Genomic DNA, 26,649 nt, shown 5'->3' with positions numbered 1-26,649 from the left:
TTGCAGCGCAAGATCAAGATAGCGAGCTAAAAGCGCAATTTACACCATTCGCGCAAAAGCTAAAAGAGAACGAAGAAGCCATCGTTAAAGAACTTAACCAAGCTCAAGGCAAGCCAGTAGACATCAAAGGCTACTACTATGCTGATGAAGAATTGGCTAAGAAAGCAATGCGTCCAAGCGCTTTGTTTAACGAGACGTTGGCATCGCTATAATTTTAAGCAACTGCTCTTAAACCATTAAGCCTAATCTCTTTTGGTTTTTATACCTAGCAGCGATTAAGCAAGTTTAAGTCTTAGTAAAAAACACCTCAACCGTCTTAGAACGTTGGGGTGTTTTTTTGTGCTGTATAAAGGCTCTATAAAGAGTGAAATAAAAAAAGCCACCTGTATAATCAGGCGGCTTTTTGTACATAATAATAAAATAGAATGATTAGAGTTTGAATAGTCTTATGCTTCCATATGCTCAATAATCGCCTTACCAAACTCCGAAGTACTCAGTAAGGTAGCATCTGGCATCAGACGCTCAAAATCATACGTGACTGTTTTATTGGCAATCGCCCCTTGGATACCACTGATGACAAGGTTAGCTGCTTCCGTCCAGCCCATATCACGAAGCATCATCTCAGCAGACAATATTAGTGAACCTGGATTTACTTTATTCTGACCAGCGTACTTGGGTGCAGTACCGTGCGTCGCTTCATAAACAGCGATCGCGCCGCCTTTATTTGCACCAGGTGCGATACCAATACCGCCTACTTCAGCGGCCAATGCATCAGAGATATAGTCACCGTTCAGATTAAGCGTTGCTACTACAGAATAGTCTGCGGGACGCATCAAAATCTGCTGCAAAAACGCATCAGCGATGACGTCTTTAATAATAATATCATTACCTGTTTTTGGATTTTTCATAGTCATCCATGGACCGCCATCTAATAACTCTGCACCAAAACGCTCTGCCGCTAGCTCATAGCCCCAATCCTTGAATGCGCCTTCAGTAAACTTCATGATATTGCCTTTATGCACTAGAGTCACGTTTGGCAAATCATTATCGATGGCATGCTGAATCGCTTTGCGTACCAGACGTTGTGAGCCCTCTTTTGAGACAGGCTTGATACCGATGCCGCAGTCTTCAGGGAAGCGAATACTGGTCACACCCATCTCATCTCTCAAGAAATTGATAACTTTTTTGGCATCATCGCTGCCCGCTTTCCACTCGATACCCGTGTAGATGTCTTCTGTGTTTTCACGAAAGATAACCATATTCGTCAGCTCTGGATGCTGCACTGGACTTGGCACGCCTTCAAACCAACGTACGGGGCGTTGACATACGTATAGGTCAAGGTTCTGGCGTACCGCAACGTTTAACGAGCTAAAGCCGCCACCCACTGGCGTGGTCAATGGACCCTTGATACTAATGACGTAGTCTTTTAGAATCTCTAGCGTCTCGCTTGGCAAATAGTCGCCGTCATATACTTTCGCCGCTTTTTCACCAAGATAAGTCTCCATCCAAATGATAGACTTCTTGCCGTGATACGCTTTATCAACTGCAGCATTGACTACTTTTATCATGATAGGCGTGATATCTACACCGATTCCATCACCTTCCACAAACGGAATGATCGGATGGTTGGGAACATTTAATGTTAAATCTGCGTTTACGGTCACTTTTTCGCCGTCTCTTGGCACGATAACCTTATCATATGACATCGATGATACTCCTTGGTTGTATGTTGGACGTCGCAAGCGAACTTAACACTTTGTTATGCTAACCGTTTTATTATAGTTGTAACGCTTTGGGCGCTTATCGGCTAAGCAAAGCTTTAATGAGTACGACACTTGCGGCATTGGTTTGAACAATGTTAAAAATAGCTCGAAGCTAAAAAATGAACATAAAGACCCAAATAATGATTGTCGCTTGCAGATAGTAGATATTTCTCTATCAAAAATATAAACACCACTATCGGAATGCGGATTTAGGATAACAGCAAATCTATACAAGCGCTGTCCTACTTTTGTAGCAGGTCATGTAGCATACAGCACATTAAATATATAGCCTTTAGTCTTGTCGCTTAATACTAGCTCTGCATCACAAAACATACGCTACAATGATTCATTGTCCATCAAAAACTAGGAAACACCTTTTTATGTCTACTTCTAGTCTCATCTTATTCAACAAGCCTTACGGCGTGCAAAGTCAGTTTAGAGATGACAGTAATAACGATCACACCACCCTATCGCAATACTTTACTGACAAGGCTTTACGAGTTGCTGGTCGGTTAGATGCTACTTCAGAGGGCTTGCTGATTTTGACCGATGATGGTCGCGTTAACAAAGCAATTACTCATCCGCCAAAAGCAAATGCAGGGCGCAAACAAGGTAAAACTTACTTAGTGCAAGTAGAAGGAATTCCTACTGCTGAGCAACTCAATAAGCTCAAACGTGGCGTGGTTTTAAAAGATGGTAAAACGCTACCTGCTGAGGTCAAACACGTCAGTGAAGATGAGCTGCCAATGATGCTTTGGCAACGTAACCCTCCAATACGTGAGCGTAAAAGTGTGCCGGACTCATGGCTAATGCTAACTATCTATGAAGGTAAAAATCGCCAAGTCAGACGTATGACGGCTCATGTCGGTCTGCCTTGTCTGCGTTTGATACGTTGGTCAGTTGCAGGGTTTGAGCTAGGTGAGTTAGCTGTTGGAGAGTTTGTACGCGTTCATTTGGATAGTGAGCGCTGTAAGCAGTTAGGTATTACTAACTAGTTTATATGGTTTTAAGTTTATATATTGTTGATTAATTCACACTGTTTGGCTATTTAGCCCCAAATATAAAGCTCTGACACTAATATATTACGACCTATTAAACATAGTGTCTCGAATGGGTAAGGTTTATCTGCTAACATTCAGCACGTAATTGATTATGTATAATAGGTATTGTCCATTTATCGTTTGGTTTTTTCGCAATAGGGATATGTCATGATTGCTTCTCGTCGTTTTCTTTCGTTGGTCACTAGCATTTCTGCGGCGCTTGTATTGAGCGCCTGTCAGCCAACGACTGAGGACAACCAATCAAATCCTGCGGAAGAAACCTCACCGCCCGTGACTGATATGCCACATGCTGAGCATGACGGTATGGCAGATGATACTCTAACAAATGACAGCGATAGCAGTGTCAGTGATGAGTCTCAAATGAGCGATATGCTCAGAGACTATACGAGATCGATGACTAGAATGCATGACGAGATGATGATTGGGATGGGTTATAACGATCCTGATACCGCTTTTGCTAAAGGCATGTTGGGACATCATCGCGGCGCGGTAGAGATGGCAAAAATAGAGCTCAAGTATGGTACTGATGAAGCGATGCGCCAACTTGCTCAAGATGTCATTACGGCCCAGCAAGCTGAAATCGATGTATTAAACAAGTGGTTGGCTAGCCATCCTGATGCTGCCAAACCTAAGCCAAATACTGTGGCAATGCAGCAAGCATATGCTAAAAACATGGAAAATATGCATGGCGAAATGACTTTGGGTGTGGCTGATCCCGTGCCTGATATGGCATTTGCACGCGGTATGCTACCGCATCATATTGCCGCTGTTGATATGGCAAAAGTTCAGCTCGAATATGGGACAGATGAAGAGATGCGTCAGTTGGCTCAAGACATCATTGATACCCAGCAAACTGAAATCGATGTGATGAAAAACTGGATTGCTGCGCTTGAGGCTGCAAGTAGCGAAAAAGACGATAGCTCTGTAGATGAAAATATTGAGTCCGAATTTACCGATGATAAGAACCTAGATAGCCCAGATAATCTAGACAACAGAGCCAAAGAGCAGTAATTGTATATCTCGCTAACCCCTGATTTGTTAATCACTTAGGTTGCTTAGACATATCAACAATATTATAGATTATAAAAAACCCTCTTCAAAGCAGTATTGCTCGGAAGAGGGTTTTTTGTATGGAAAGGTATTTTATATAGCATCGAGGCTATCGTTTCATAACATTAAGCCATGTCTCCCAACCTGCCTCACCTTTTAATTGCTCATTATCATTCTCTAAAGTCTTATCTCTTTTTGCTAAGCGTAGGCTTACTTTATGAGGAGGTACTGCTCCAGTCATGCCAGTTGTCTCATCTCGCGGCTCAACTTTAGTTGTCGTTTCGGGTTGAACCTGAACACACATCAGCTCATCACGACGGAATAAATAGCATTCAACAGGATGCTCTGTATTAACCAAGGTGGTAAGTTGTTTCGTATCTGCTTTGATGCCGTCAATCGCGATAATAACGTCATGCGCTGAAATACCAGCTTTAGCCGCAATACTACCTCGCATCACACGATTGACCTTGAGCCCAGCTGGCGTCTCATTACATCGCATACCCCAAGGCACATGCTTGTCAGCGGTTTCTTTGGTATTCGCCTGTATTTTGACACCGTTTGCCACTAGCAACGCTTCAATTGGCAGCTCTTCTACCCCATTGACGTAACGACGTTCAAAGTCTTCCCATTCTGCTAGCGGCATAAACTGCTCAATAACAGAGGCCATGTCATCACTACTGATACCAATCCGCTTACTATCGTTCTGCTTGGCCTGAGTATAAAAAGCTTTGACCACATCAAACAAACGATAACAACCATCACTATGCTTGAGTAAGATTAGGTCTAGACATAAAGCTACCAATGCGCCTTTATTATAGTAGCTGATACCCGCATTGCCTGTATTTTCATCGGTACGATACAGTTTAATCCAAGCATCAAAGCTCGACTCTGCCACGCTTTGATTGCCACGCCCTGGGGTTTGATAGTAGCGATTGATTTGCTCGGCTAGCAGTCGCAGATAATTGGCTTTATCAATCACGCCTGATGCTTGCAACATAAAATCATCGATATAAGACGTAAACCCTTCGAATACCCAAAGTAATGGCGTAAATGCCTCACGTCGTAAATCGACATCGATCATGACATCAGGACGTACCGTCTTCACCCACCATGAGTGAAAATACTCATGACTACATAATCCTAAAAATCGCTGATAATCTGTACTTGGTAACTTTGGCTCATTGGTGCTGGGTAAGTCATTGCGCGGGGTGATAAGGCTAGTAGAGTTGATATGCTCAAGCCCACCATAGTCTTGACCACTTGCAAAGGTCATAAACGTATAATCGTCAAATGGCGCATCGCCTAACCAATCTACGTAGGTCTGACAAATCTGAGTAATATCCTGCTGCAACCGACCTAGATTGGCATTCTGCTTACCTGACAGGTAAAAGCTATGATGTAGCGTCTGATGCTCATTATCATGAATAATAAAATTAAACTTTTCTTGTTCTGCGATTTCGAATGGATAATCAATCAGCTCGTGATAATTCGCTGCCTGTAACTTATAAATGTGCTGATGGTTCGATGGCTGACTGTCTTTTTGCTGCTGATCAATCTGCAGGTGCGTAGCGTCCAAACCACAGGCCAACAGTACTTTGCTACTTTCTTTGTCTGCAAAAAATGTCTCAGGAACGATTAAGCTAACTTGGGCAGGTGCTTGCTCTTGCCCTTCGATTGCAAGCGCAAGTGAAGTGAAATTGCCATAAAGTCGTTGCTGATCGACATAAGCTGTACGCACAGACAAGTCATAGCAATAGACTTCGTACTCGACGATGACCGTCTGCCCTGCTTGCACCGCTGGCAGCTGCCATGTATTTTTGTCAATTTTTTGTGCGCGATAAGTCGCTGGTTGCTTGTCACTATCCGCTGTTTTAGCCTCTAGTACTTGATAATGGACCGCCGTGATGTTTCGAGCAAACTCGCGCATCAGATAACTACCTGGTATCCACGCTGGTAACCAAAGCTGCGGCGCATCGGATACTGCTGTAAAGCTCAATGATACATCGACCAAATGCTCGTAGAAACGGGAGAAATCAAATTGATAGCTTATATCAGCTATCGTTTTAGCCTTAGTATCATGATGATTGGTTGAAACATCGCTCGCTGGTTGTTTAGTAGTGGTATTGGCAAATGCAGTCATCGTATCTCTCGTCCTTATTTTTATAATTATGCTAGAAGTCCTACTCTAAAAAAGCAACTCCTAAACCATGAATAGCCAATAGCTATGCATTAACTATAGAAAATAGCAGTTATTATTGTAAATTGTGGCATTAATTGGCATTTTTTATGTTTTTTGCCTTGAAAGTTATGTGGGCCATCTCAATTAAAGATGCTAACTGCTAAAGTTACTTTAATAAACTGATGATAATTGACTAATGACGTGGCCTTTTGGCTTGCAGATTGGCTTTTTTAGGTTTATTGCAACCGTATTTAATTTTTTACATAGATATATTTAGGATATTTTATGACTACTATCGCAAAAGACACTGCCGTCAAATTCAATTACACACTAAAAGACGACGAAGGCAATATCCTTGACCAGTCACCAGAAGGTCAGCCACTTGCTTATCTACATGGTCACAGCAACATTATCCCAGGCCTAGAATCACAATTAGAAGGTAAGTCTGCTGGCGAAAAAGTCAATGCAGTCGTTGAACCTGCTGATGGCTACGGCGAATACCAAGAGCAAGCAGTACAGCACGTACCACGTGACAACTTCCAAGGCGTTGATGACATTCAGCCTGGTATGCAGTTCCAGTCAGAAGCTGGCGGCCAAGTAATGTTGGTTACTGTGACTGCTGTAAACGATCAAGAAGTTACTGTTGATGCAAACCATCCATTGGCTGGCAAGCGTTTGACATTTGATGTTGAAATCCAAGAAGTACGTGCAGCAACTGAAGACGAACTAAACCATGGCCATGTACATGGTGCAGGTGGCGTTGAGCACTAATCTCTTCTAGAGTATAGTGAAAATAGTTAGATGGTAAGTTATTAGATTTATCATCTAATCTAAAAGGCCAGTAGCCGATCAGGTTACTGGCCTTTTTTATGCTTATTTCATGGTAAGTTTCGAATTAATATAAATATGATCAACTTGAGTACTATCTATTTAAAGAATCCGCTATAAACATTATTAATATCCAGACGTAACAAAGCCGCATAACGACAAGCGTCATGCGGCTTTTATTACCAACCATCCATGTTAGCGTTACATGATACCTAATCCCGGGGTATCTCATAACTGACAGGCATCCAGCCTTATCATCCTTAATCAGCAAACTACTTATCCCTAGTGCGACCTTTAAGATACCAATCCCTAGTATCAATGAACCGTTTCGTTCAATCGTGCCGTACAGTTATAGTCGCAGATTGACCCTTCGTTGGTAAGAGGTCTAAACGTCAATCTATGTAAGCATATGCTTACATAGATTACGTAACGCTATAATAACTTCACATTATAGCTTTTCTTCAGGGCTAAGCATTGTCTTAGGTTCAGCGCTGAGCATCAGGTAAGCTGCCTCATTGATAAACGCTTCATCCTCTGGTAATTCTGGACGTTCAGCTGCTTTCATACGGCTACGTTCTTCAAATTTTGCGTCCATCGCTGCTTGATAAGTATTCCAGTTAGAGTACGGACGCTCACCAGTTGCGATAAGGCGCTTGTTTTCTGCTTCTAATGAACGTTTTTCAATTAGTTGCATTTTAGCTCGGCGACTATTGATATCTAATCGAACAGGTTTCTTTTCATCATCCATGTTACGAATATCATTTAGCGTCGACAGATAAGTAAACTGCGGGTCTTGTTGTTGGCGAATCTTAGACTGTTGATTGAGCGTCGCCAATGTATCACTGGTAAACTTCCCTTCAGGCTTATATGGTGCTGTTCTGATAGTGTCCCAAGGCAATGCTTTTTTCTGAGCGCGCTCGCCAAAGGTCGCATCGTCATAGATATTGACTAGCTCAACGTCTGGTACGACACCTTTATTCTGTGTACTACCGCCAGTCACACGATAAAACTTACGCTGAGTTAAGGTGGCAGAGCCTAAAGCTAAGCTATCGAGCTGAATTTGCGCCGAGCCTTTACCAGTCGTCGTACTACCAACTACTAATCCGCGACCATAGTCTTGAATAGCTGCGGCAAAGATTTCACTGGCTGAGGCTGATGCTAAATTGGTAATAACCGACATTTTGCCATCATACAACTGCTCGCCGCCATCGTTGTCGCGATACACTTGAATGTTACCGCGATTATCACGAATCTGTACTAGTGGTCCACTCTTAATAAAGAAACCTAACATCTTGGCAACTTCATCTAATGAGCCACCAGGGTTATTGCGCAAATCAACCACTAGACCATCGATATTTTGTTTATTCAACTCTTTTAGTGCTTTTTCAGTATCGATACTGACGCTACGGTAGTCTTCACCATTACGACGTGCACGATAGTTTAGATAAAAGCTCGGTATCTCAAGTACGCCAATACGCTTTGGTGTCTTATCAATATTAGGACGCTGCACTTCTACCACTCGCTGAGTGACGCCAGATTCTTCTTGCTGAATAATGTCTCGTACTACCGTGACCGTACGGGCGCTAGCATCTGGCGTGTTGGGTTGACGTAGTTTCAGTGTGACCGATGTACCGCGTTTACCACGAATCAAGCTGACAATTTCACGCGTTGACCAGCCAACCACGTCCGTCATGGTTTCGCCATCTTTTGCGATACCAACGATCAAATCATTGGGCTTAATCTGACCTGACTTAGCGGCTGGACCACCATCGACCAAAGTCACAATACGGGTATAATCCGGATTTTTGCGATCTGGACGAATAGAGACACCAATACCTTCCAACTGAAGACTAGACTGGATTTGCAATTCCGTCGCTTGAATCGGTGCATAGTAATTACTGTGCGGATCATAGGTCAGCATCGCCGTATTTAAGATGGTTTCCATGATTTCATCATCTTTGAGACGCTTAAACTGCTCTTGTTGACGCGACAAACGATTTTGCAAAATTTCATTTGGCGTACGCTCATCGTTACGTACCAAGTCTTGTCCGCGAGTAATATCTGGGTTGCTTAAAAATACTTTCTCTTTGGCTTTTTCGTCTTCTTGACCCAGCGTAATGCTCATCAACTGAAACTTTAACTGACGTTCCCAGTAATCACGCTGCTCTTTTTTGGTTTTAAAATGACCGAGTTTTTCGCGATCAAGAATGATTGTGTCGTTACCTGTTAAATCAATGTCTGTCTTAAGCATCTTAGTGGCCATCGCAAAGTACTCGTTTGAGCGTTTGCGGTAACGATCAAACACCTCTACCCCTGCAGATAGATCACCTTGCTTTAGACGAGCACCAAAGTCTTCAGCGTGTTTTTTCTTAAGCTCGTCGACATCGGATTGTAAAAATAACGTATGATTTGGGTCAAGGCTATCGATATACATTGATAGGATTTCGCTACCAGTCTTACTATCTAAAGGCTGATTGAGATAATGACTGCGATCCAGCAAGGCGGCTACTTGGCGGGTGGTGACCTTTTGCTCAGGGGTCTGAACGAAACTTCCCGTATTGGTCTCGGCGACTGCAGTACCGTAGCTTTGGGTCAAGATAATACCGGCGATGCCCACTGACGCTGCACTGAGTAACCACTGTGCTGGTTGTTTTTTCATCATATGTACCTAGTTATTTGAAGTTAATAGTATTGGGTAATTCATCAGAATTAGAAATGCTCGAATCTGTTATGACCTATAAATGCTGTGTTTTTTATTCTTATACTTTATGCATCATTAAATACTGATATATAGTCAAAAATCAATCAATATTATCACGCGCATAAATACTGAACTGTCTCAAACTGTATAAGCAATCTTACACGCTACACCTGTACATACCAAACTTTCTATCACTTTTATCATACATAGCAATTGAGGGCTATCAACATCGATTTGATGACTGAATTTGATGGCTATTAGCAAATTGATTTGACCCTAATAATCTGCCACATTATGCTCAGTTAATAATAACTGTCATAATAAGACATCTGAAAAATGACTGATAAGCGATAAGACAGCCATAGATAGATAATCAGTCACCCTCATAATATAACCATATATAAAATAATAAGGAATACGCGATGTACGGCGTTTTAATGATAGATATCGATAGTACTGCTTTGACCGCTGAAGATGTCAGCTTGATTAAACAAGCACAGGTCGGTGGAGTAATATTGTTTGGTCGTAACGTCACAGATGCGACCCAAGTCAGAGCACTGTGCGACGATATACGTTATCACAATCAAGACATACTTATCGGTGTGGACCAAGAAGGGGGACGAGTCGCGAGACTACGTGAAGGCTTCACGCCCCTACCTGCTATGGGACGATTGGGTGAGCTATTCAATCAAGACCCAAGTCAAGCACTTAGCTGCGCCTACGATTGCGGTTATCTAATGGCAGCTGAAGTGCTGGCTGTAGGAATTGATTTGAGCTTTGCACCCGTACTGGATAGAGATGGTATTAGCCAAGTCATCGGTGATCGCAGCTTTCATCATGAGCCGCAAGCCATCACTGCGCTTGCAACACAGTTTATGCGCGGTATGAAAGCCGCTGGTATGGCAACCACTGGTAAGCACTTCCCCGGTCATGGGGCCATCGCTCCTGACTCGCACGTATCAGAAGCCATCGATACGCGTAGCTTGGATGAGATTATCAATAGCGACATGCAACCTTTTGCTCAAACACTACATAGTCTGGACGCTCTTATGCCAGCACATGTGATATTTTCGCAAGTAGACGACAAGCCAGCAGGTTTCTCCAAAATTTGGCTACAAGATATCATTCGAGATGAACTTAAATTTGATGGCGTATTATTCTCTGATGATTTATCGATGGCAGGTGCAAAGGCGGCTGGTGATGTCAGTGCTCGCGTAAAAGCGGCCATTGATGCTGGTTGTGATATTGCTCTCGTGTGCAACGACCGTGTGGCTGCTCATGAGGCTGCCAAAGCTGCGCAAGATCTGCCTTACCCTAACCAGCAACGTATCAAAACCATGCGCGGCAACATCCCAACATGGCAAGGCGATCTTGAATCTACCTGCCAGCAGTTTGAATACTGGCAGCAAGCCAAGCAAAATATTACTCAGACTTTTTTTAATGCGCAAGCTGATGCTCAAATTGCCAAAGAATCAACAGATCCTACTCTGTATAAGTAATAGCTTACTTAACTATCATCAAGCAGCATACGAAAAAACCGCACCTTTATAAGATGCGGTTTTTGTCATTTGGCTACTATAGTCTAACTATAATCAAAATAAGAACATGTAGATTAATTGGTTGGGTCTACCGCAGTACCTTGGGTAGCGTCATCGCCATCTGGTAATAAATCATCATTGTTACTATCTAATGGGTTCATATCTGGATCTAGCGAATCACCGTTTATCATCATGCCATCATTTGCACTGACAACTTCGTCATTGACCATAAACTCAATACGGCGATTGCGGAAGCGACCTTGTTCGGTTGAATTATCCGCGATTGGTTCTGATTCACCCATACCTTTGGTCGTTAGTTTACTGGCATCAACCCCTTTAGACACTAGATACGCTTTCACTGACTCAGCACGCTCCTGAGACAGCTCCATATTATAGGTATCAGAGGCTTGACTGTCCGTATGACCGACAATCATCAGCTTCATATCAGGTACGTTATTGATGATTTCTGCAGCACGGTCTAGCAGCGCCTTATTGACTTCAGGTATAACTGCTTCATCTACTTGGAAGTTAATCACCTGAATACTCAAAGCGCGGGCAACATCACGTGGATCTGGGTTTTCACCAAGATTGGTCATCGCCACATCTGCAGCAGCCAGACTATCATCAATCTCACCTTGCAAGTCTAATGGACCTTCAGCTTGCACGGTCATGGCAGGAGCAGCTGCTTGTAAGTCAGCAACCAACTTGTCCAATGCGGCTTTATCAGGAGCATTGACAGTGATGTTATCACCTTTAATAATCATACTCGCGTTCGGTACATTTTTAATAATTGGTAATATCGTTGCCAGTTGAGCAGATGCTGGCATATCTACTGCAAAGTTATCATCAACGTCAGCACGGCATGTATTGGCTTCATCACCAAATGCACCAGTCAAAGCATTCATAACATTGGTTTGTAATGTCTCATCACCTACGCTCATACGACAAGCATACAGCTCGCTATTTTCACCAGTTGCGATACTCAGTGATGCAGGTTCAATCGCGCCTGCAACCGCTAGTGCCTCATTACCTTGCACCCCTTGCTGCACTGTAGCCGCTGGTGTTGCTACCGGTTCAGGGTTTTCTTGACAGCCTCTGAGTAGAGCCCAAGCCAATGCACCCAAGATAATCAAACCAATAATAGGTAGCAGCGCTTTCATAAAGCTCTCTTTTGGCTCTTCTTCTTTTTGTAATGGCGCTGTACTGGTGGTATCAGAAATTGGTGTGCCAGCCGTAGTAGAAGTGGCAGCGACTGCACTAGCAGGTAAAACAGTACCCGCCCATGCAGGGATATGATGCTGGTAACTATTTAGGTTATCATTCAAAAATTGAGGAACGGGCGTAGTACCAGCCAAGCTTTTGATCTCATGAAAAGCCAATGGCGCTGCCATCGCAATCAGACCGCGTGAAGCGGTTGCATCGACATTATGCTTGCCTGCCAATTCGCGAGAGATTTGGTCGCGATGTGCTCCTTCTGTCCATACACGGTCATAAAAAGCATTGTCGTCACGGGCGATGTTTTCATTGGCAAAGCGGCTGAAAGTATCGTTGTCTGCAAGACGAGCAGCAAAAATGGCATAAAACTGCTCTAGTAGATTTTTCTTAGCTGGGCTACGGTCATCTTCCAATACGGCTGGGCTGACGGTGCGTGTCAAATGGCTAATAATATCCATAATATGGCTCTCCCCTTAATTTTTATTTATATCATTCGTTTGCTCAAAAAGCAGCTATATCATTCTTTTGTATTCAATCGTTATAGTAGTAGTCATGGTGGCGTAGCAGTCATGGTGACGATAAATTCATCAAACTACTTTATTTGGTTTTGATTATTATAAAATTCTTAAGCTGCTATTCACAGTCTGTACGTTGTTGTGCAAATGATACAGTAAGTAATGTTTCGGTTGGCACACGTAACTGTAGCTAAATTACATGAAAAGATAGGCCACATAAAAAAACACGCCATATGAAACAGCGTGCCTGATAAAAAACTACCTTACTTGAGCTGGTTCAGCAACGATGACTGTGTTTGCCATCTCATCCACTTCTGAAGGAGAAAAAGGGCCTGGCGGTCTGGTCGTTTGATTATTCGAAGGAAAGTTGTTGGGAGTATTGCTCGCGCCATTAGTAGGCAGATTGTTGGGCGCATTATTAAAGCTATTATTGTTAGGCAAAGGAGTTGGTATCACACGATCTCCAGTATCATCATCTGATGCTTGGTATTCGCCAGAGTTACTATTTAACCCATTATTATTGTATTGATTATTAATCCCCGCTCCATCATCTACAAACTGGTTATTTGCGTTTGCCATGTTGTTCGTAGCATCACCAATGTTGCTATTATCAGGCAATGGCAGTGGCGCTGTACTCTCGACTACCATTGCTGGTACTAAGCTTCGTATTTCTGTGACCAGTTTTTGCAGCAGCATATTGTCTGGCGCCTCCAGTGTAAGACGGTCATTTTGCACATGTAAACGTGCAAACGGTGTTGATCTAAGCATCGTCAATACATTGGGCAGTGTCTCCGCAGGCATATTAGCGATTGAGGTTGCTACCCCATCCTGTATGTTCAATTCACAAATACTTGCCTGCTCACCAAAGCTTGTATTGAGCGCCTGTTGCAACGTGCTTTGCAGTGCAGTATCGCCAACGGTCGCACTACAAGTGTACAAGTTTCCGCCGTTGTCTACACCGACAATAAGCTCAACAGGAGTCGTTGTTGGTACAGGAGGCACGGGTGCTGGCGGTGGTTCAACAGGTACTGTGGCTACAGGTTCTACTGGTATTTCATTATTGGGTTTCACTAATAATGCCCATGCTGCTAGTGCAAGCGCAGCCAAAGCTACTATTAATAAAAATACGCGTATTAGTAGATCGTTTCGTTGATTACGAGTACGCACTTGTGCATGCTTTAAATTACTGTTTTCTGCCAAATGGTAGGCTGCTGGATTGGCATGAATAGCATTACTATTGGCAGTCGTATCGTTATCTAACGCTTCAGTGCTCGTGCGCTCAGCAGTTGATATTTGCTCTATATTTTCTGCATCAGTGTTCGTTATTGGTGCAACTATGCCAGTATCTAAAATAGAATCATCTTGCCTATTCGATATGTCGTCACTTACTGGCACATGTACTTGCACATGGTCATCATCTGAATTGAAGCTTGTTTGTATTTGCTGACTAACGCCTTGAGTAGCCGTAATCACAGTGGCTGCCCAGATAGGTAAATATGGACGTAAAGCAGCCTGTTTGTCTTGTAGAAATGCTGGCAAGAACTGCCCATTGGCCAATACTTTTAGCTCACGATATGCCAACGGCGCGGCACTAATTAGTAATTGCTCAGTTGTCTGTTCATCAATATGATGGGTAGCTGACAATTCTTGGATGATAGTCTTTTGCAGGCTTTTATCTTGCCATATTTGTTCAAATAGAGGGCTTTCATTATTGCTGCTAGTAATTACTTGATCAGTACGCAGCAACTGTGAGTAAACCTGTGGCACAGCTAGGCGCGCAGCCAAAACAGCATAAAACTGCTCAAGTAAACTGACATAGGCGACATTATTGCTGTCATCATTACCCATTACAGCTGGGGTTACCGTTTGTTCTAGCTGGTCAATAATGTTCATATTCCACTGCCTCTATCAGCCTTATTTGAATGTGCAAAATTAAGCACTTATTTTATTTTTATCCATGTCACTTGTGTACGTTGCTTCTTTGTCTAAAAGATTCATTGCAGCGCGGATGAATGAACACTACTCTCGTCTTTAACCTTGCTTTAAAAGTTTCACTTATGTTGCATGGTACACTGCTACATTATTCACTATAACCGCATAAAAAAGCATCGTTTTGTCACACAATAGGTATTCGCGTTATCGCAACTGCTGTTAGTATTAGTCTATTGCTAATGGTTAGTACCTAATACGGATCAGACGTCAAACTTATTTTTTACTCAGCCGTAACGCTTAGGCTTTGAATATTGTCATTTGTAGCTTGACATTTGTAACATTGTCACATATCAGGCACGGCCTAAGGATTTTCCTTTGTTAAACCATACGACGCTTATTATCATTATTACCGTTATTGTCAGCTTATTGGCTTGGCAAAACAAGACGCTGTTTAATCGATTGATTTTTTACCCGCCAGCAGTCAACAATGGGCAATGGGATCGCTTTGTGACCCACGGCTTTATCCATGCTGATAGTATGCATTTGCTCTTCAACATGTTTACTTTGTATTTCTTTGGGCGTGCTATCGAAGGACTATATCAGCCGTTTTTATTCGGCTACGGTTTTGTGGTTTTTTATGTATTGGCGATTATCGTTGCCATGATTCCAAGTTACGTGAAAAATAAGAACAACGCCAGTTATTTGAGTTTAGGTGCATCAGGCGGTGTATCAGCTGTGCTATTTGCTTTTATCCTGCTAGCACCATGGGAGAGAATTTACCTCTTTGCCGTGATCCCTATTCCGGCGATACTATTTGCTGTGGCGTATATATTTTATAGTATCTATGCTGATCGACGCGGTGGCTCAAATATCAATCATATGGCTCATATGTGGGGCGGCGCATTTGGCGTCATAGCCACAATTGTTTTGGAACCAAAAGTACTACCGCACTTTGTCAATGCGTTGCTATCACCGGGATTTTAGACATTTTTACGTATAGTAAAGCTAGCACTTTAAACACAGCTATACTTTATAAACTCTATTTTGCGCAGGGTACACTTCTACATTTGAGATTTAGTAATACATTATGATTATAGATATTATCGGTGATATACATGGTTATGCAGACAAACTGGTCGGTCTGCTGCATCAGTTAGGCTATAAGCATAACGGTCAGCATTTCGTGCCACCAACAGGTCACAGGGCGTTGTTCATCGGCGATTTGATCGATCGTGGTTCGCAGCAATTAGCCACGTTAGAGATTGTCTTTGCAATGCTAGATGCCGATGTAGCCGATGCAGTGATGGGCAACCATGAATATAATGCATTGGCATATGCCACGCGCGATCCCGATAATACCAGCCAGTATTTACGCTCGCACAATGATATCCATAGACGCCAACACGAGGCGTTTTTGGCAGAGATACCATTTGGCTCAGAGCAACACGAGTACTGGTTGCAGCGTTTATACGAAATTCCATTATGGATTGAGACCGACTATGCGTGTTTTGTACATGCTTGCTGGGATACAGATAGCATGGCAATATTAAAGCCCCTTCTGACTGACGATAACTGTCTGACTCCAGCAGGTTTAATCGCGACGGCTAAAGAAGATACCATCGCCTTTGACGCTTTAGAGCGAGTGTTAAAAGGGGTTGAAACAGGCTTACCTGACGGCATTGTGATGGTAGACAAAGAAGGTACTGAGCGTACGCGAGTACGAGTACGCTGGTGGCTAGATGAGTTAAATACACGCACCCTGCGTGAAGTGTCTCGTGCTCCATCGTCCGCATTGGCACAGATACCGTCTGACGCGTTGGCTGAAAATATTGAATTTGCGCTAAAAACTCATAAACCTGTATTTGTCGGGCATTATTGGCTCACTGGTACGCCTGAGCCACTCAGTCCACAAGTTGCCTGTACTGACTACTCTGCAGCAGTAGATAGCGGCTATCTAACATGCTATCAGTTAGATACCGAACAACCATTACCATTGACGGTCAATCATTTTGTTCAGCATTATCACGATGAAAAACATATATAAAATCGTGATATCAATACAATTAGCGCCATACCAGTATTAAAAGTCAAACTTGGCTTTACGAGTGTAGCAAAATTTTTGTATGATGGTCTTTTTGAGGATATCCAATCATGAGCACCACGAATACTGCTGCTAACCAGAACGGTCCAATCACCTCCCCTGCTGGTCAGCCAAAAGTCGGCATTATAATGGGTTCGCAGTCTGACTGGGCAACTATGAGTGCTGCTGCGCAATTGCTTGCAGACTTTGACATTGCTTTTGATTGTGAAGTGGTCTCTGCACACCGTACGCCTGATAGATTATTTGATTATGCCAAAAGCGCAAAAGACAATGGTCTACAAGTAATCATCGCTGGTGCAGGCGGTGCCGCTCATCTGCCGGGTATGTGTGCCAGCCAAACGCCGCTACCTGTCTTTGGTGTCCCCGTAAAGTCATCTATGCTAAGCGGTTGGGATAGTCTACTGTCTATCGTACAAATGCCAAAAGGCGTAGCTGTTGGTACTTTGGCGATTGGTGCTGCTGGTGCTTATAACGCCGCCCTACTTGCAATTCAAGTACTGGCATTGCATGATGATACGATTGCTACTAAGCTCGATCAGATGCGCCAGTCTCAGACTGAGACCATTCTCGCTAGCCCAACACCAGGTATTATCAATCCTTAAGTAAATATAAAACGACCTACTTTTATAGCAGCGTCTTTTATATTTATAGCTTAACTATTGAAGCTATCACTGTATATTTTTAAGCAATTCCGAGTAGAGATAAGGTGCATACAGTGCACCTTTTCCTATTTTCACCCATTGAGTTTTAGATTTTCATATACTAAACACCTTATTCACTTTTATTCAAAGAGCCTGCCATGACTACAGCAAACGCTTATCCTGTTACCCAAACCATTCGTACCATCGGTATTTTAGGCGGTGGTCAACTTGGTATGATGCTTGCCGAAGCCGCTATGCCATTGGGTTACCAATGCGTATTCTTAGAAGACAATCCAGAATGCCCTGCCAGCTTATACGGTCGTGTCTTTCATAGCGATCAATTAGAAGACTTTATCGCAGCAGCGGATGTCTTTACGTTAGAGTTTGAAAACACGCCAACGTCTACGGTTGAGCAACTGGTTAGCTTGTCAAAATCTGGCAGCAAGCAAGGCATGTTCCCACCACTGATTGCGCTTGATATTGCCCAAGATCGTCTAAAAGAAAAGCAGATGTTCAACACGCTTGATATTGCAACCGTGCCATTTATGGAAGTCAATTCTGAAGCTGAGCTCAAGCACGCTTGTAAAGAATTGGGTCTACCTATCGTTCTAAAAACCAGCCGAGGTGGTTACGATGGCAAAGGACAGTTCGTTATCAAGAAAGACAGTGATATTAAGGCTGCTTGGCTAGATCTAAAAGACGCCATCAGCGGTAAAGGGTCACTCACGCCAACACCTGCGCCTTTAATTGCTGAAGGTTTTATTAACTTTAGTCGTGAAGTCTCTATTATTGCAGCAAGAGCGCAAAATGGTCAGGTACGCTGTTACGATTTGGTCGAAAATCATCATCACAACGGTATTTTGGCCAAAACTCAAGCGCCTGCTGTTGGCACGAGTCATCTGTTTCAACAAGCAACAGACGCCATTACTAAAGTCATGAACCACTTGGATTATGTCGGCGTTATGGCGCTTGAATTATTCGTCACCAAAGATGCTCGCGGTCACAACGCAATATTGGCGAATGAAATCGCACCACGGGTACATAACTCTGGACACTGGAGTATCGAAGGCGCTATTACCAGCCAGTTTGAAAATCATATCCGTGCCGTGGTTAACTTGCCGTTAGGCGATACAGATAACGTGCATCCTGCGATTATGGTAAATGTACTGGGTCAATATCCCGATATCAGTGCGGTACTAAATATCGATGGCGCTCATTACCATAGCTATCATAAGGCTGAGCGTGACGATCGTAAGATTGCTCATATCACCTTGATGCCTAATGACGTGACTGATTTAGAGCCTGCTATGGCAAAATTGGTTGCTATCTTGCCAAACAAGGTTGGCCTAGATAAAGAGTATGCAAGCGTGGATACTCAGCCTAGTAAAGCAGATGTCGATGCTAAGATTAATGCTAAAAACAGTACTCAGAACAGTGTTCAAAATGATGCCACAGCTGATGTTCTAGACAATAAAGACAGCCAAGCAGATAGCCTGTCTGCTCCTTCAGCAAAATCTGAGAAGGCCAAGAAATAATGCAGATTTGGGTGGACGCAGACTCGGTACCATTGATTGCCAAAGATTTGATTATCAAAACGGCTGAACGTACCAAGACCATGGCTATATTTGTGGCCAATCAGCCGATCAAATTACGCAAGTCGCCCTTACTTGTCATGACAGTCGTGCCATCAGGGTTCGACAAAGCTGATGATTATATCGTCGAGCAGATACAGGCTGGTGACTTGGCTATCACTAGCGACATTCCTTTGGCCAATGACATTTTGGATAAAGGTGGTATGGTATTGACGACGCGCGGCGTGGTCTACGATAAGAACAACATCAAGCAAAAGCTCAATATGCGCGACTTTATGGACACCATGCGCGGTACTGGCGTCCTAGAGTTACAAGAAATGAGCGGGCAAAAGCCCTATGGTGATCGAGATAAAAAAGCCTTTGCTGATGGTCTCAATCGCTTGGTTCGTTAGTGCTTTTTATCGTTCTATCTGACGCCTACCCATCCTGTCTTCTATTAAATAACATTATCTAGCCAATGTTTACTTCCTTGCAAACGGTATACACTCTATAACCAAACACTATTCAATCAGCACGCTTTATAACGAAGCGTGCTACCTATCTTTGTTACTCTATATTCGGTTTTTAAGATAAATAAACTTACTGAATAATTCAAACAATAGAATTTAAATAAAAATAGGAATGATTATGAAAATTTTAGTCGTTGGTGCAAGTGGTCGAGTGGGCGGTGATTTGGTTAAGCAGTTATTGACTGATGACCATCAAGTTATTGGCACGACTCGTCAGAAAGAAAAACTATTTGATAATGACAACTATACCCAGCTAGATTTAGATATTACAGCCAGTAAAGACTCTATTGAAAAACAACTGGATCAGGATATCGATGCCGTTTACTTTGTAGCAGGATCTGGTGGTAAAAACGTCTTAGAAGTTGATTTGCACGGTGCTGTGAAAACGATGCAGGCTGCACAAGATAAAGGTATCAAACGGTACATTATGCTGAGTTCGGTCTTCTCATTAGAAACTGACAAATGGGATGAAAACCCAGGTATTGCAGATTTAAAAGAATACTATATCTCTAAACACTACGCCGATCACTGGTTAGTGAATAACAGCTCGCTAGATTACACTATCGTACAGCCAGGCGCATTAAAAGAACGCGCTGGTACAGGCAAAATCACTATTAACGATACCAGCTCTGGCGAAAATGCAATCGAAGATGTAGCGACAACGTTAGCAGCAGTATTAACCGCAGATAACACCATAGGTAAGGTATTCAATCTACACAATGGTGACATTGATATTAATGAAGCAGTTGCTACCGTATAAATAAGTTTAGTATTAACAGAATTGGTTGTATCTGCTAAATTTTAGAAGCAGCCAATACAAAAGGTCGTTGTCGATTCGCCAATATCTAATTGGTAAATCAGTAACGACCTTTTTATTATGTATTTAGATTACAACTAATCCTAAAAAAAGCTCATTCAATTATGCTTGCCCACTGGGAAAAAGAATGACTTCTTCCAAGCTGCTTGCACCTGTTACAACCATTAGCAATCTATCCATACCGACTGCGATACCGCTACATGGCATCAAATCATTGGAGGCAGCTAATAGATGCTCATCGATTGGCATTTGAGGTAGATTATGACGCGCACGTAATTGATTGTCTTGTTCAAAACGGTCACGTAATGCTTGACCATCTGCTAGCTCATCATAAGCATTGGCGATTTCAATGCCATTGATATACAGCTCAAAACGCTTTGCAATTTTATTACCGTCTTTATCCCTAGCTGTCTTCGCTAATGCAGCGGTCGCAGGTGGATACTCTATAATTAATGTCGGCAAATCATGGCCTAGGTTTGGCTCTACGGCATGACTGAATAACAAATCTAACCAGCTCTGACGACGGTTTTCTTCGCTATCATCAGCATTATTAAAATCAAATCCTTTCAAACCCATATCTTCTGCCACGGCTTGCAATGCACTTAAACTCGCTGTCAACGGATGGATGCCCACAAAGTCCATAAAGGCATCGACATAGCGATAATGACTCATCACAATTGAATGACCATAAAGTGCCTCTAACAACTCATTAAGCTCAGTTGCCATCTCGTCCAGACTATAATTCGGTTGATACCATTCAAGCATCGTAAATTCAATATTATGACGCGTGCCTATTTCGTTATCACGAAAAACAGGACAAATCTGATAAATAGGTACTTGCCAGCTGGCTAATAAACGCTTCATCGCAAACTCAGGCGAGGTATGCAAATAATAAGTGCGTGGACGGTCTTGATAGGTCACATGAGCTGCTACAGACTGTAAAAAAGTGTCTGTATTGCCTGCTTGGGATAATAGCGGTGTCTGCACTTCTAGCACTTGTCGACTGACAAAAAACTGACGAATATTGCTGATAAATTGCGCGCGCTTTTGTGCCATCGCAAGTGTCATGGTTGGCGCGTAGCTAGGCTTAGAAGTAATAAGCTGCGAAGAAATGTTATTTGCTTGAGTCATTGGGCTCTACTGCGACTGATGAATAATTGGTTGCTCAGTATCTTGTTTAATTAAAACTGCCACTCACGACGCAAGTGGTAGTCACGTCTCAAACCGTCAAAGTCAGCACCGTTTACTTGCCCATCCACTGCTTTATTTCGCAACGAGGTATCATCCTGCATAATGTCATAAAACTTTGGCAGTCTATCTGGATATGATTTTAGTTCAGACCATAAGAACATATTTAGCGGTAGCAGATTGGACATAGATTGAGTGGGAGGTATCGATAATTTTTCACACAAGGCATTATAAATAATTTGTGTGCCACGTAGCTTACCTTCTAGCGTATAGCCAGCGATATGCGGTGTGGCAATAGCAAGTTTGGATAGCAAGCTTACTGCAATCTTTGGCTCATGCTCAAACACATCTAGCACCACTTGACGTCCAGTACGCTCAATATCTGCTTTAAGCGCACTTTCCTCAATTACAGGCCCACGTGCACTATTAATCAATATCGTATCGGCAGGCATCATTGCCAATGCAGCTGCATTAATCAGATGACGTGTTGGGTAGTCACTACCTTTAGGATTCGTCGCATTCTTTTCATTGGTCAAAGGTACATGCAGACTAACCACGTCACTTTGGCTAAGTACCTGCTCTAAGCTAGCATTGTTAGTTTTAGAGGTTGGTAACAAGGGATCATAACCTAGCACCTGCCAACCCAAATCATAGGCATATTGAGCAAGCGTACTACCGATATTACCAAGGCCAATAATACCTAAGGTTAATGACGCCGATTGCTGCCAATACTGCGGACGCAAAGTTAAGATAGCCGTCAATACATATTGAGCCACAGAATGCTTACTACAACCAGCCGCATTGGCGAAAGTGATATTGCGAGATGCTAGATAATCTTGATCTACATGGTCGGTCCCAATAGTCGCAGACCCGACAAACTGCACACTGTCATTATTAGCCAGTAAAGTCTTACCTACTTTTGTCACCGAGCGTATCAGCAATACATCTGGCTGCACATCGGCAAGTAGCGCTGCATCAATAGCTCGACCAGCGACAGTAATGATATCGACCGTATACTCAGTCAGCTGACCAAGCGTAGAATCATTAAAAAAATCATTCAGACTGGCGATGTTGCTGTCCGCTAAAATAGTGATATTTTTAATCGCGCTTAACTTATCGATCTTATTATTCGTCGATTCTGCCATATTTTTACTTGTCATTATTCATCGTCTCTATCGATAATTTTTTACATTGTATTTGCTAGTGACTCGTTATTCTGGTTCGTGCACAGGATCTATCGCACGAGAGTCAGAAAGCATCACCTCTTGCTGAGCAAATATCTCATTCTTATGCTGCGATATCCACTCGCGCCATACTGCAAGCCCGATAGCCAATACGACAGGTCCAATAAACAAACCAACAAAGCCAAACGCTGTCAGACCACCTAGTACACCAATAAAAATAATGATAAAAGGAATTTTGGTCGCGCCGCTAATGACGATAGGACGAATCAAATTATCCACCCAGCTAATCACCAGTACACCCCACAGTGCCAAGCCAATACCCTCTGCAGTATGCCCTTGGCTCAATAGCCAAATCGATACACCGCCCCAAACGAATGGTGTGCCAAAGGGAATTAAGGCAATAATAAAAGTAACAATGGTTAATAAGATAGGACTTGGCGCACCAGCGAAGTAATAGCCGATACCAGCCAATAATGCCTGAGCCAATGCCGTCAGCCCGATGCCGTACACCACAGCGCGCGTAGTTGTACCTACAGAATCAATGTAACCGTCGATGCGATTGCCGATAATATTGCGCAGCGCTTGACGAATCTGCCGAACCAGACTGGTGCCATCTCGGTAAAAGAAGAAGAGCGTCATTAACGCCATACCGAGTTTGGCCAAACTACTGAACACCACATCAAATGCTATTTTGCCATAATATAAATGCGACTGAACCCAAATGCGAAAAGCTTCTAGCGTCCCTTCTGGGTTTTTATTGATACGCCATAGTACGTCTTTTACTTGCTGACCGATGATAGGCAAATCTTTGAGAGAGTCAGGCACATCTAAGTAACCTACCTTGATACGATAAATCAAGTTGCTGATCAAGCTCAAAGCTTCTTGCTGCAAGATAAACACACCGATGACCAGTGGTACGCCTATTATCAGTGAGATACTCACCGTCATAATAGCAGCACTAAAATCTGGGCTCAGCTTTACCTTTTCATGGAAGAAATTATAAATAGGAAAAGTCACATAGGCCAAAATCGCTGCCCACAGCGCTGGTACAATAAAAAACTGCACCACTTGAAAACACAATACGAACAGCACCACTAGCAACGTAATTGCCAATAAGCGCTGAATAATAAATTCTTTTGTCCAGTTTTCAATCATAGCGTATAAACCAAAAGCGGACAGCAAAAGATAATTTTGCTGGCGAGTTTATAAATGTGTGATGAATATCAACTCTTAGACACTGTCTGTAAGCCATATCCATTAGCGAGAGTTGCGAGTCGTACAAAAAAGCATTGCGTCGGACTTATGAAGTCATATGACTATTAAGCAATATGGCAATTAAATAGTATGACTATGTCCAGTTCTATACTACAAATTCATAGCCATTTATTATTGTAGATAAAATAATAAAAATGCAGCTAGCACACTTTATTATGCAATAAAGCGTGTGAATTATATAACGCGTTGTTGTAATCTTTACTTACAACTTTGTCTATGCAAGCTTACTAGATGACGACGATAATGACTAGCGCATAATGCATGAATTTAGTGTGTAAAAATGATGTATCGAAAACTACTTTTATGTTCAGCTTTTAAACTGTTATCTTATAAGGGAATCCACTGGTGCGTTCTATTTGTCGCGACAATTGATGTTATACTAAAGCAATTATTTTAAGCTTTTCAGTGTAGTTAAGTTTATTTGCACATATTTATTTACATCGTCATACAGACATCGAATCCTCTGAGCCAGATTTCAACACTCGCTTATATCGTCTTCTTTTAGACTATCATAAGTTCTAATTTTAGGGTGTCGCTATCATTTAGAGTGAGTTACTTGAGCAAAATCATAAGTCTTTTATAAAGGCTTATATAAGATTTAGACTCAGCATATCAGCTCAATATTTGAGCTTGATATGCCAGAGCGCAGTTTTGAGTTAATTTCGGATTTACTTTGATTTTATTTGAAATCAATACAGACACACCAAATTTTAATAATATATCGATAGGAACAATAACAATGTCAAAAGACACTGATAACCCCAACTCTAACACCTCAAACGAAGCCAGTAAGACCAATAAACCACAAGATACTGTCACTTTTGCCTTAGCTCAATCACATTTTTTGGTCGGTGATATCGCAACCAATGTCGAAAAAATGCGTACCCTAGCATTACAAGCACGCGAACAAGGTGCTGACGTAATCGTATTCCCAGAGTTAGCTCTTTTGGGCTACCCTCCACAAGATTTATTGCTACGTCCAAGCTTGTCAGGTCGCGTTAAAAGCGCTTTGTCTACTTTGAGTGATATCGATGATATCGTCATGATTGTCGGCTATCCGCATGTCGATCATCACGGTACTTTTAACTCTGCTGCCATCCTACATAATGGTCATCAAAAAGGCTTTTACCATAAGCAAATTTTGCCAAATTATGGCGTGTTTGATGAGCGTCGCTATTTTGATAAAGGTCGCAATCAAGTTTTATTTGACTATAAAGGCATTACTATCGGTCTGCTTATCTGTGAAGATTTGTGGGAAAAAGGGCCTATCTCTGAGCTTAAAAAACAAGGTGCTGATTTAATCGTAAGCTTAAATGCCTCACCTTTTGAGATTGAAAAACAAGACAATCGCAAAACCATGCTAGCCAAGCGTAGCCGTGAGAATAAGCTACCTATCGTCTATGTCAATGCAGTGGGCGGGCAAGACGATCTAGTGTTTGATGGTGGCTCTATGGCTGTACAAGCTGACGGTAGCATTGCTCATGAAGCACCACGCTTCATGAATCAATTACTATTGGCCACGTTAGATGTAAAAACTGCTAAATTTAACGAGCAGACCAAAGCACCTCTAACTTTGAGCCGTGAATCTGAAATGTATCAAGCGTTAGTCGTCGGTCTACGCGACTATGTTAACCATTCAGGATTCTCTGGCATTATTGTCGGGTTGTCAGGTGGTATTGACTCAGCATTGACACTCTGTATCGCTGTTGATGCGTTAGGCGCTGACAAGGTATATGCAGTCATGATGCCATACGAATACACCTCTCAAATCAGTTTAGAAGATGCTCAAGCACAGGCACGTCGCTTAAATGTTTCTTACACCGTCTGTCCTATCTTTGATGCTGTCGAAGGCATTCGTCATACGCTAGCGCCGTTATTCAATAAGTCACCAGCAGATACGACTGAAGAAAACATCCAAGCGCGCGCTCGTGGTGTTATTTTAATGGCCTTGTCTAATAAATTCGGTCATTTAGTTATCACGACTGGTAACAAGTCAGAATTGGCAGTTGGTTACTCAACATTATATGGCGACATGGCTGGTGGCTTTGACGTATTAAAAGACGTATACAAGTCTCAAGTATATAAATTGGCGAGCTATCGCAACCGTTTAGAAGATACGCCTGTGATTCCTGAGCGCGTTATTACTCGTCCGCCATCAGCTGAATTACGTCCAGATCAAAAAGATCAAGACAGCTTACCGGACTACGATGTGTTAGATGGTATCTTGACGTCATATATCGATGAAGATATGGGCTATCAAGAGATTATTGATAAAGGCTTTGATGCTGAGATGGTCGCCAAAGTTATCAAAATGGTAGACAACAGCGAATACAAACGCTTGCAATCTCCTATCGGTACTAAGATTAGCCACAAAGCTTTCGGACGTGAACGCCGTTACCCATTGGTTAATAAGTGGTCAATCAAAGGCTAATTACTACATACCTCTCAACTTCTACTATCTATAAGTTGAGAGGTACTAGTTAGCCAGTTTTACAAGATATCGAATTTTTTACTATTAGCTGGGTGCTTGCCCAGCTTTTTTGGTTTTTATCCACCAACA

General features: G+C 42.5%; 20 protein-coding genes. 12 read left to right on the top strand and 8 right to left on the bottom strand.

What is annotated here, in order from left to right; genetic code table 11:
• On the top strand, positions 1 to 212 hold a 212-nt coding region (locus tag B2863_RS09100), incomplete at its 5' end, for an NADP-dependent isocitrate dehydrogenase (RefSeq protein WP_296209545.1).
• Between the two features lie 234 nt (positions 213 to 446).
• On the opposite strand, the gene icd is transcribed toward B2863_RS09100, so the two are convergent.
• Positions 447 to 1,706 carry an NADP-dependent isocitrate dehydrogenase gene (icd, locus tag B2863_RS09095; protein ID WP_296209542.1) on the bottom strand — a complete coding sequence of 420 codons (1,260 nt, stop codon included), beginning with the start codon at positions 1,704 to 1,706 and terminating at the stop codon, positions 447 to 449.
• A 437-nt stretch (positions 1,707 to 2,143) separates the two neighbouring features.
• On the opposite strand from icd, the gene B2863_RS09090 reads away from it, so the two are divergent.
• Both B2863_RS09090 and copM read left to right on the top strand, forming a co-directional pair.
• Positions 2,144 to 2,758 carry a pseudouridine synthase gene (locus tag B2863_RS09090; RefSeq protein WP_296209540.1) on the top strand — a complete coding sequence of 205 codons (615 nt, stop codon included), beginning with the start codon at positions 2,144 to 2,146 and terminating at the stop codon, positions 2,756 to 2,758.
• Between the two features lie 213 nt (positions 2,759 to 2,971).
• On the top strand, positions 2,972 to 3,835 hold the full coding sequence (gene copM / locus B2863_RS09085; protein WP_296209538.1) for a CopM family metallochaperone: 864 nt from the start codon (positions 2,972 to 2,974) through the stop codon (positions 3,833 to 3,835).
• A gap of 148 nt (positions 3,836 to 3,983) precedes the next feature.
• On the opposite strand, the gene B2863_RS09080 is transcribed toward copM, so the two are convergent.
• On the bottom strand, positions 3,984 to 6,014 hold the full coding sequence (locus B2863_RS09080) for a M61 family metallopeptidase (protein ID WP_296209534.1): 2,031 nt from the start codon (positions 6,012 to 6,014) through the stop codon (positions 3,984 to 3,986).
• A 324-nt stretch (positions 6,015 to 6,338) separates the two neighbouring features.
• Here B2863_RS09080 and B2863_RS09075 point away from each other — a divergent pair, with 324 nt between their 5' ends.
• On the top strand, positions 6,339 to 6,824 hold the full coding sequence (locus B2863_RS09075; protein WP_201568390.1) for an FKBP-type peptidyl-prolyl cis-trans isomerase: 486 nt from the start codon (positions 6,339 to 6,341) through the stop codon (positions 6,822 to 6,824).
• 505 nt (positions 6,825 to 7,329) lie between these two features.
• Here the strand turns inward: B2863_RS09075 and B2863_RS09070 are convergent.
• The gene (locus B2863_RS09070; RefSeq protein WP_296209525.1) at positions 7,330 to 9,540 is read right to left on the bottom strand and encodes a carboxy terminal-processing peptidase; all 2,211 of its coding nucleotides are present in this window, start codon (positions 9,538 to 9,540) and stop codon (positions 7,330 to 7,332) included.
• Between the two features lie 464 nt (positions 9,541 to 10,004).
• Between B2863_RS09070 and nagZ the strand changes: the two genes are divergently transcribed.
• A complete protein-coding gene (gene nagZ / locus B2863_RS09065; protein WP_296209523.1) occupies positions 10,005 to 11,081 on the top strand; it encodes a beta-N-acetylhexosaminidase in 1,077 nt (358 codons plus the stop codon).
• A 113-nt stretch (positions 11,082 to 11,194) separates the two neighbouring features.
• Here the strand turns inward: nagZ and B2863_RS09060 are convergent, their stop codons facing one another.
• Complete coding sequence (locus B2863_RS09060; RefSeq protein WP_296209520.1) at positions 11,195 to 12,793, bottom strand: OmpA family protein; 1,599 nt, start codon at positions 12,791 to 12,793, stop codon at positions 11,195 to 11,197.
• Between the two features lie 315 nt (positions 12,794 to 13,108).
• Complete coding sequence (locus B2863_RS09055) at positions 13,109 to 14,743, bottom strand: hypothetical protein (RefSeq protein WP_296209517.1); 1,635 nt, start codon at positions 14,741 to 14,743, stop codon at positions 13,109 to 13,111.
• 414 nt (positions 14,744 to 15,157) lie between these two features.
• Here B2863_RS09055 and B2863_RS09050 point away from each other — a divergent pair, with 414 nt between their 5' ends.
• The 6 genes from B2863_RS09050 (at position 15,158) to B2863_RS09025 (ending at position 20,385) form a co-directional block, all read left to right on the top strand.
• Positions 15,158 to 15,766: a rhomboid family intramembrane serine protease gene (locus tag B2863_RS09050; protein ID WP_296209514.1), complete on the top strand. Its 609-nt coding sequence runs from the start codon at positions 15,158 to 15,160 to the stop codon at positions 15,764 to 15,766.
• 103 nt (positions 15,767 to 15,869) lie between these two features.
• The gene (locus B2863_RS09045; protein WP_296209511.1) at positions 15,870 to 16,826 is read left to right on the top strand and encodes a metallophosphoesterase; all 957 of its coding nucleotides are present in this window, start codon (positions 15,870 to 15,872) and stop codon (positions 16,824 to 16,826) included.
• A gap of 107 nt (positions 16,827 to 16,933) precedes the next feature.
• On the top strand, positions 16,934 to 17,485 hold the full coding sequence (purE, locus tag B2863_RS09040; RefSeq protein ID WP_082624535.1) for a 5-(carboxyamino)imidazole ribonucleotide mutase: 552 nt from the start codon (positions 16,934 to 16,936) through the stop codon (positions 17,483 to 17,485).
• 197 nt (positions 17,486 to 17,682) lie between these two features.
• Entirely contained in the window at positions 17,683 to 19,059 is a 1,377-nt protein-coding gene (locus tag B2863_RS09035) for a 5-(carboxyamino)imidazole ribonucleotide synthase (protein ID WP_296209510.1), read from the top strand.
• Complete coding sequence (locus tag B2863_RS09030; protein ID WP_102093310.1) at positions 19,059 to 19,508, top strand: YaiI/YqxD family protein; 450 nt, start codon at positions 19,059 to 19,061, stop codon at positions 19,506 to 19,508. Before B2863_RS09035 ends, B2863_RS09030 begins: the two co-directional genes overlap by 1 nt.
• A 235-nt stretch (positions 19,509 to 19,743) precedes the next feature.
• Complete coding sequence (locus B2863_RS09025; RefSeq protein WP_296209504.1) at positions 19,744 to 20,385, top strand: NAD(P)H-binding protein; 642 nt, start codon at positions 19,744 to 19,746, stop codon at positions 20,383 to 20,385.
• 159 nt (positions 20,386 to 20,544) lie between these two features.
• Here B2863_RS09025 and epmA read toward each other — a convergent pair whose 3' ends face one another.
• From epmA to B2863_RS09010, 3 genes are all read right to left on the bottom strand, one after another.
• A complete protein-coding gene (gene epmA, locus B2863_RS09020; RefSeq protein WP_296209502.1) occupies positions 20,545 to 21,573 on the bottom strand; it encodes an EF-P lysine aminoacylase EpmA in 1,029 nt (342 codons plus the stop codon).
• 50 nt (positions 21,574 to 21,623) lie between these two features.
• Positions 21,624 to 22,733, bottom strand: coding sequence for a 4-phosphoerythronate dehydrogenase (locus B2863_RS09015; RefSeq protein ID WP_296209811.1), 1,110 nt, complete (start codon positions 22,731 to 22,733; stop codon positions 21,624 to 21,626).
• Positions 22,734 to 22,841: 108 nt separating this feature from the next.
• Complete coding sequence (locus B2863_RS09010) at positions 22,842 to 23,969, bottom strand: AI-2E family transporter (RefSeq protein WP_201548554.1); 1,128 nt, start codon at positions 23,967 to 23,969, stop codon at positions 22,842 to 22,844.
• 859 nt (positions 23,970 to 24,828) lie between these two features.
• On the opposite strand from B2863_RS09010, the gene B2863_RS09005 reads away from it, so the two are divergent.
• Complete coding sequence (locus B2863_RS09005; RefSeq protein WP_201548552.1) at positions 24,829 to 26,520, top strand: NAD+ synthase; 1,692 nt, start codon at positions 24,829 to 24,831, stop codon at positions 26,518 to 26,520.
• Positions 26,521 to 26,649 lie beyond the last annotated feature (129 nt).

Origin of the sequence: Psychrobacter sp. UBA3480, from assembly GCF_002377945.1 — a bacterium.
Lineage (GTDB): Bacteria > Pseudomonadota > Gammaproteobacteria > Pseudomonadales > Moraxellaceae > Psychrobacter.
This window is presented reverse-complemented; position numbering and strand designations above follow the sequence as displayed.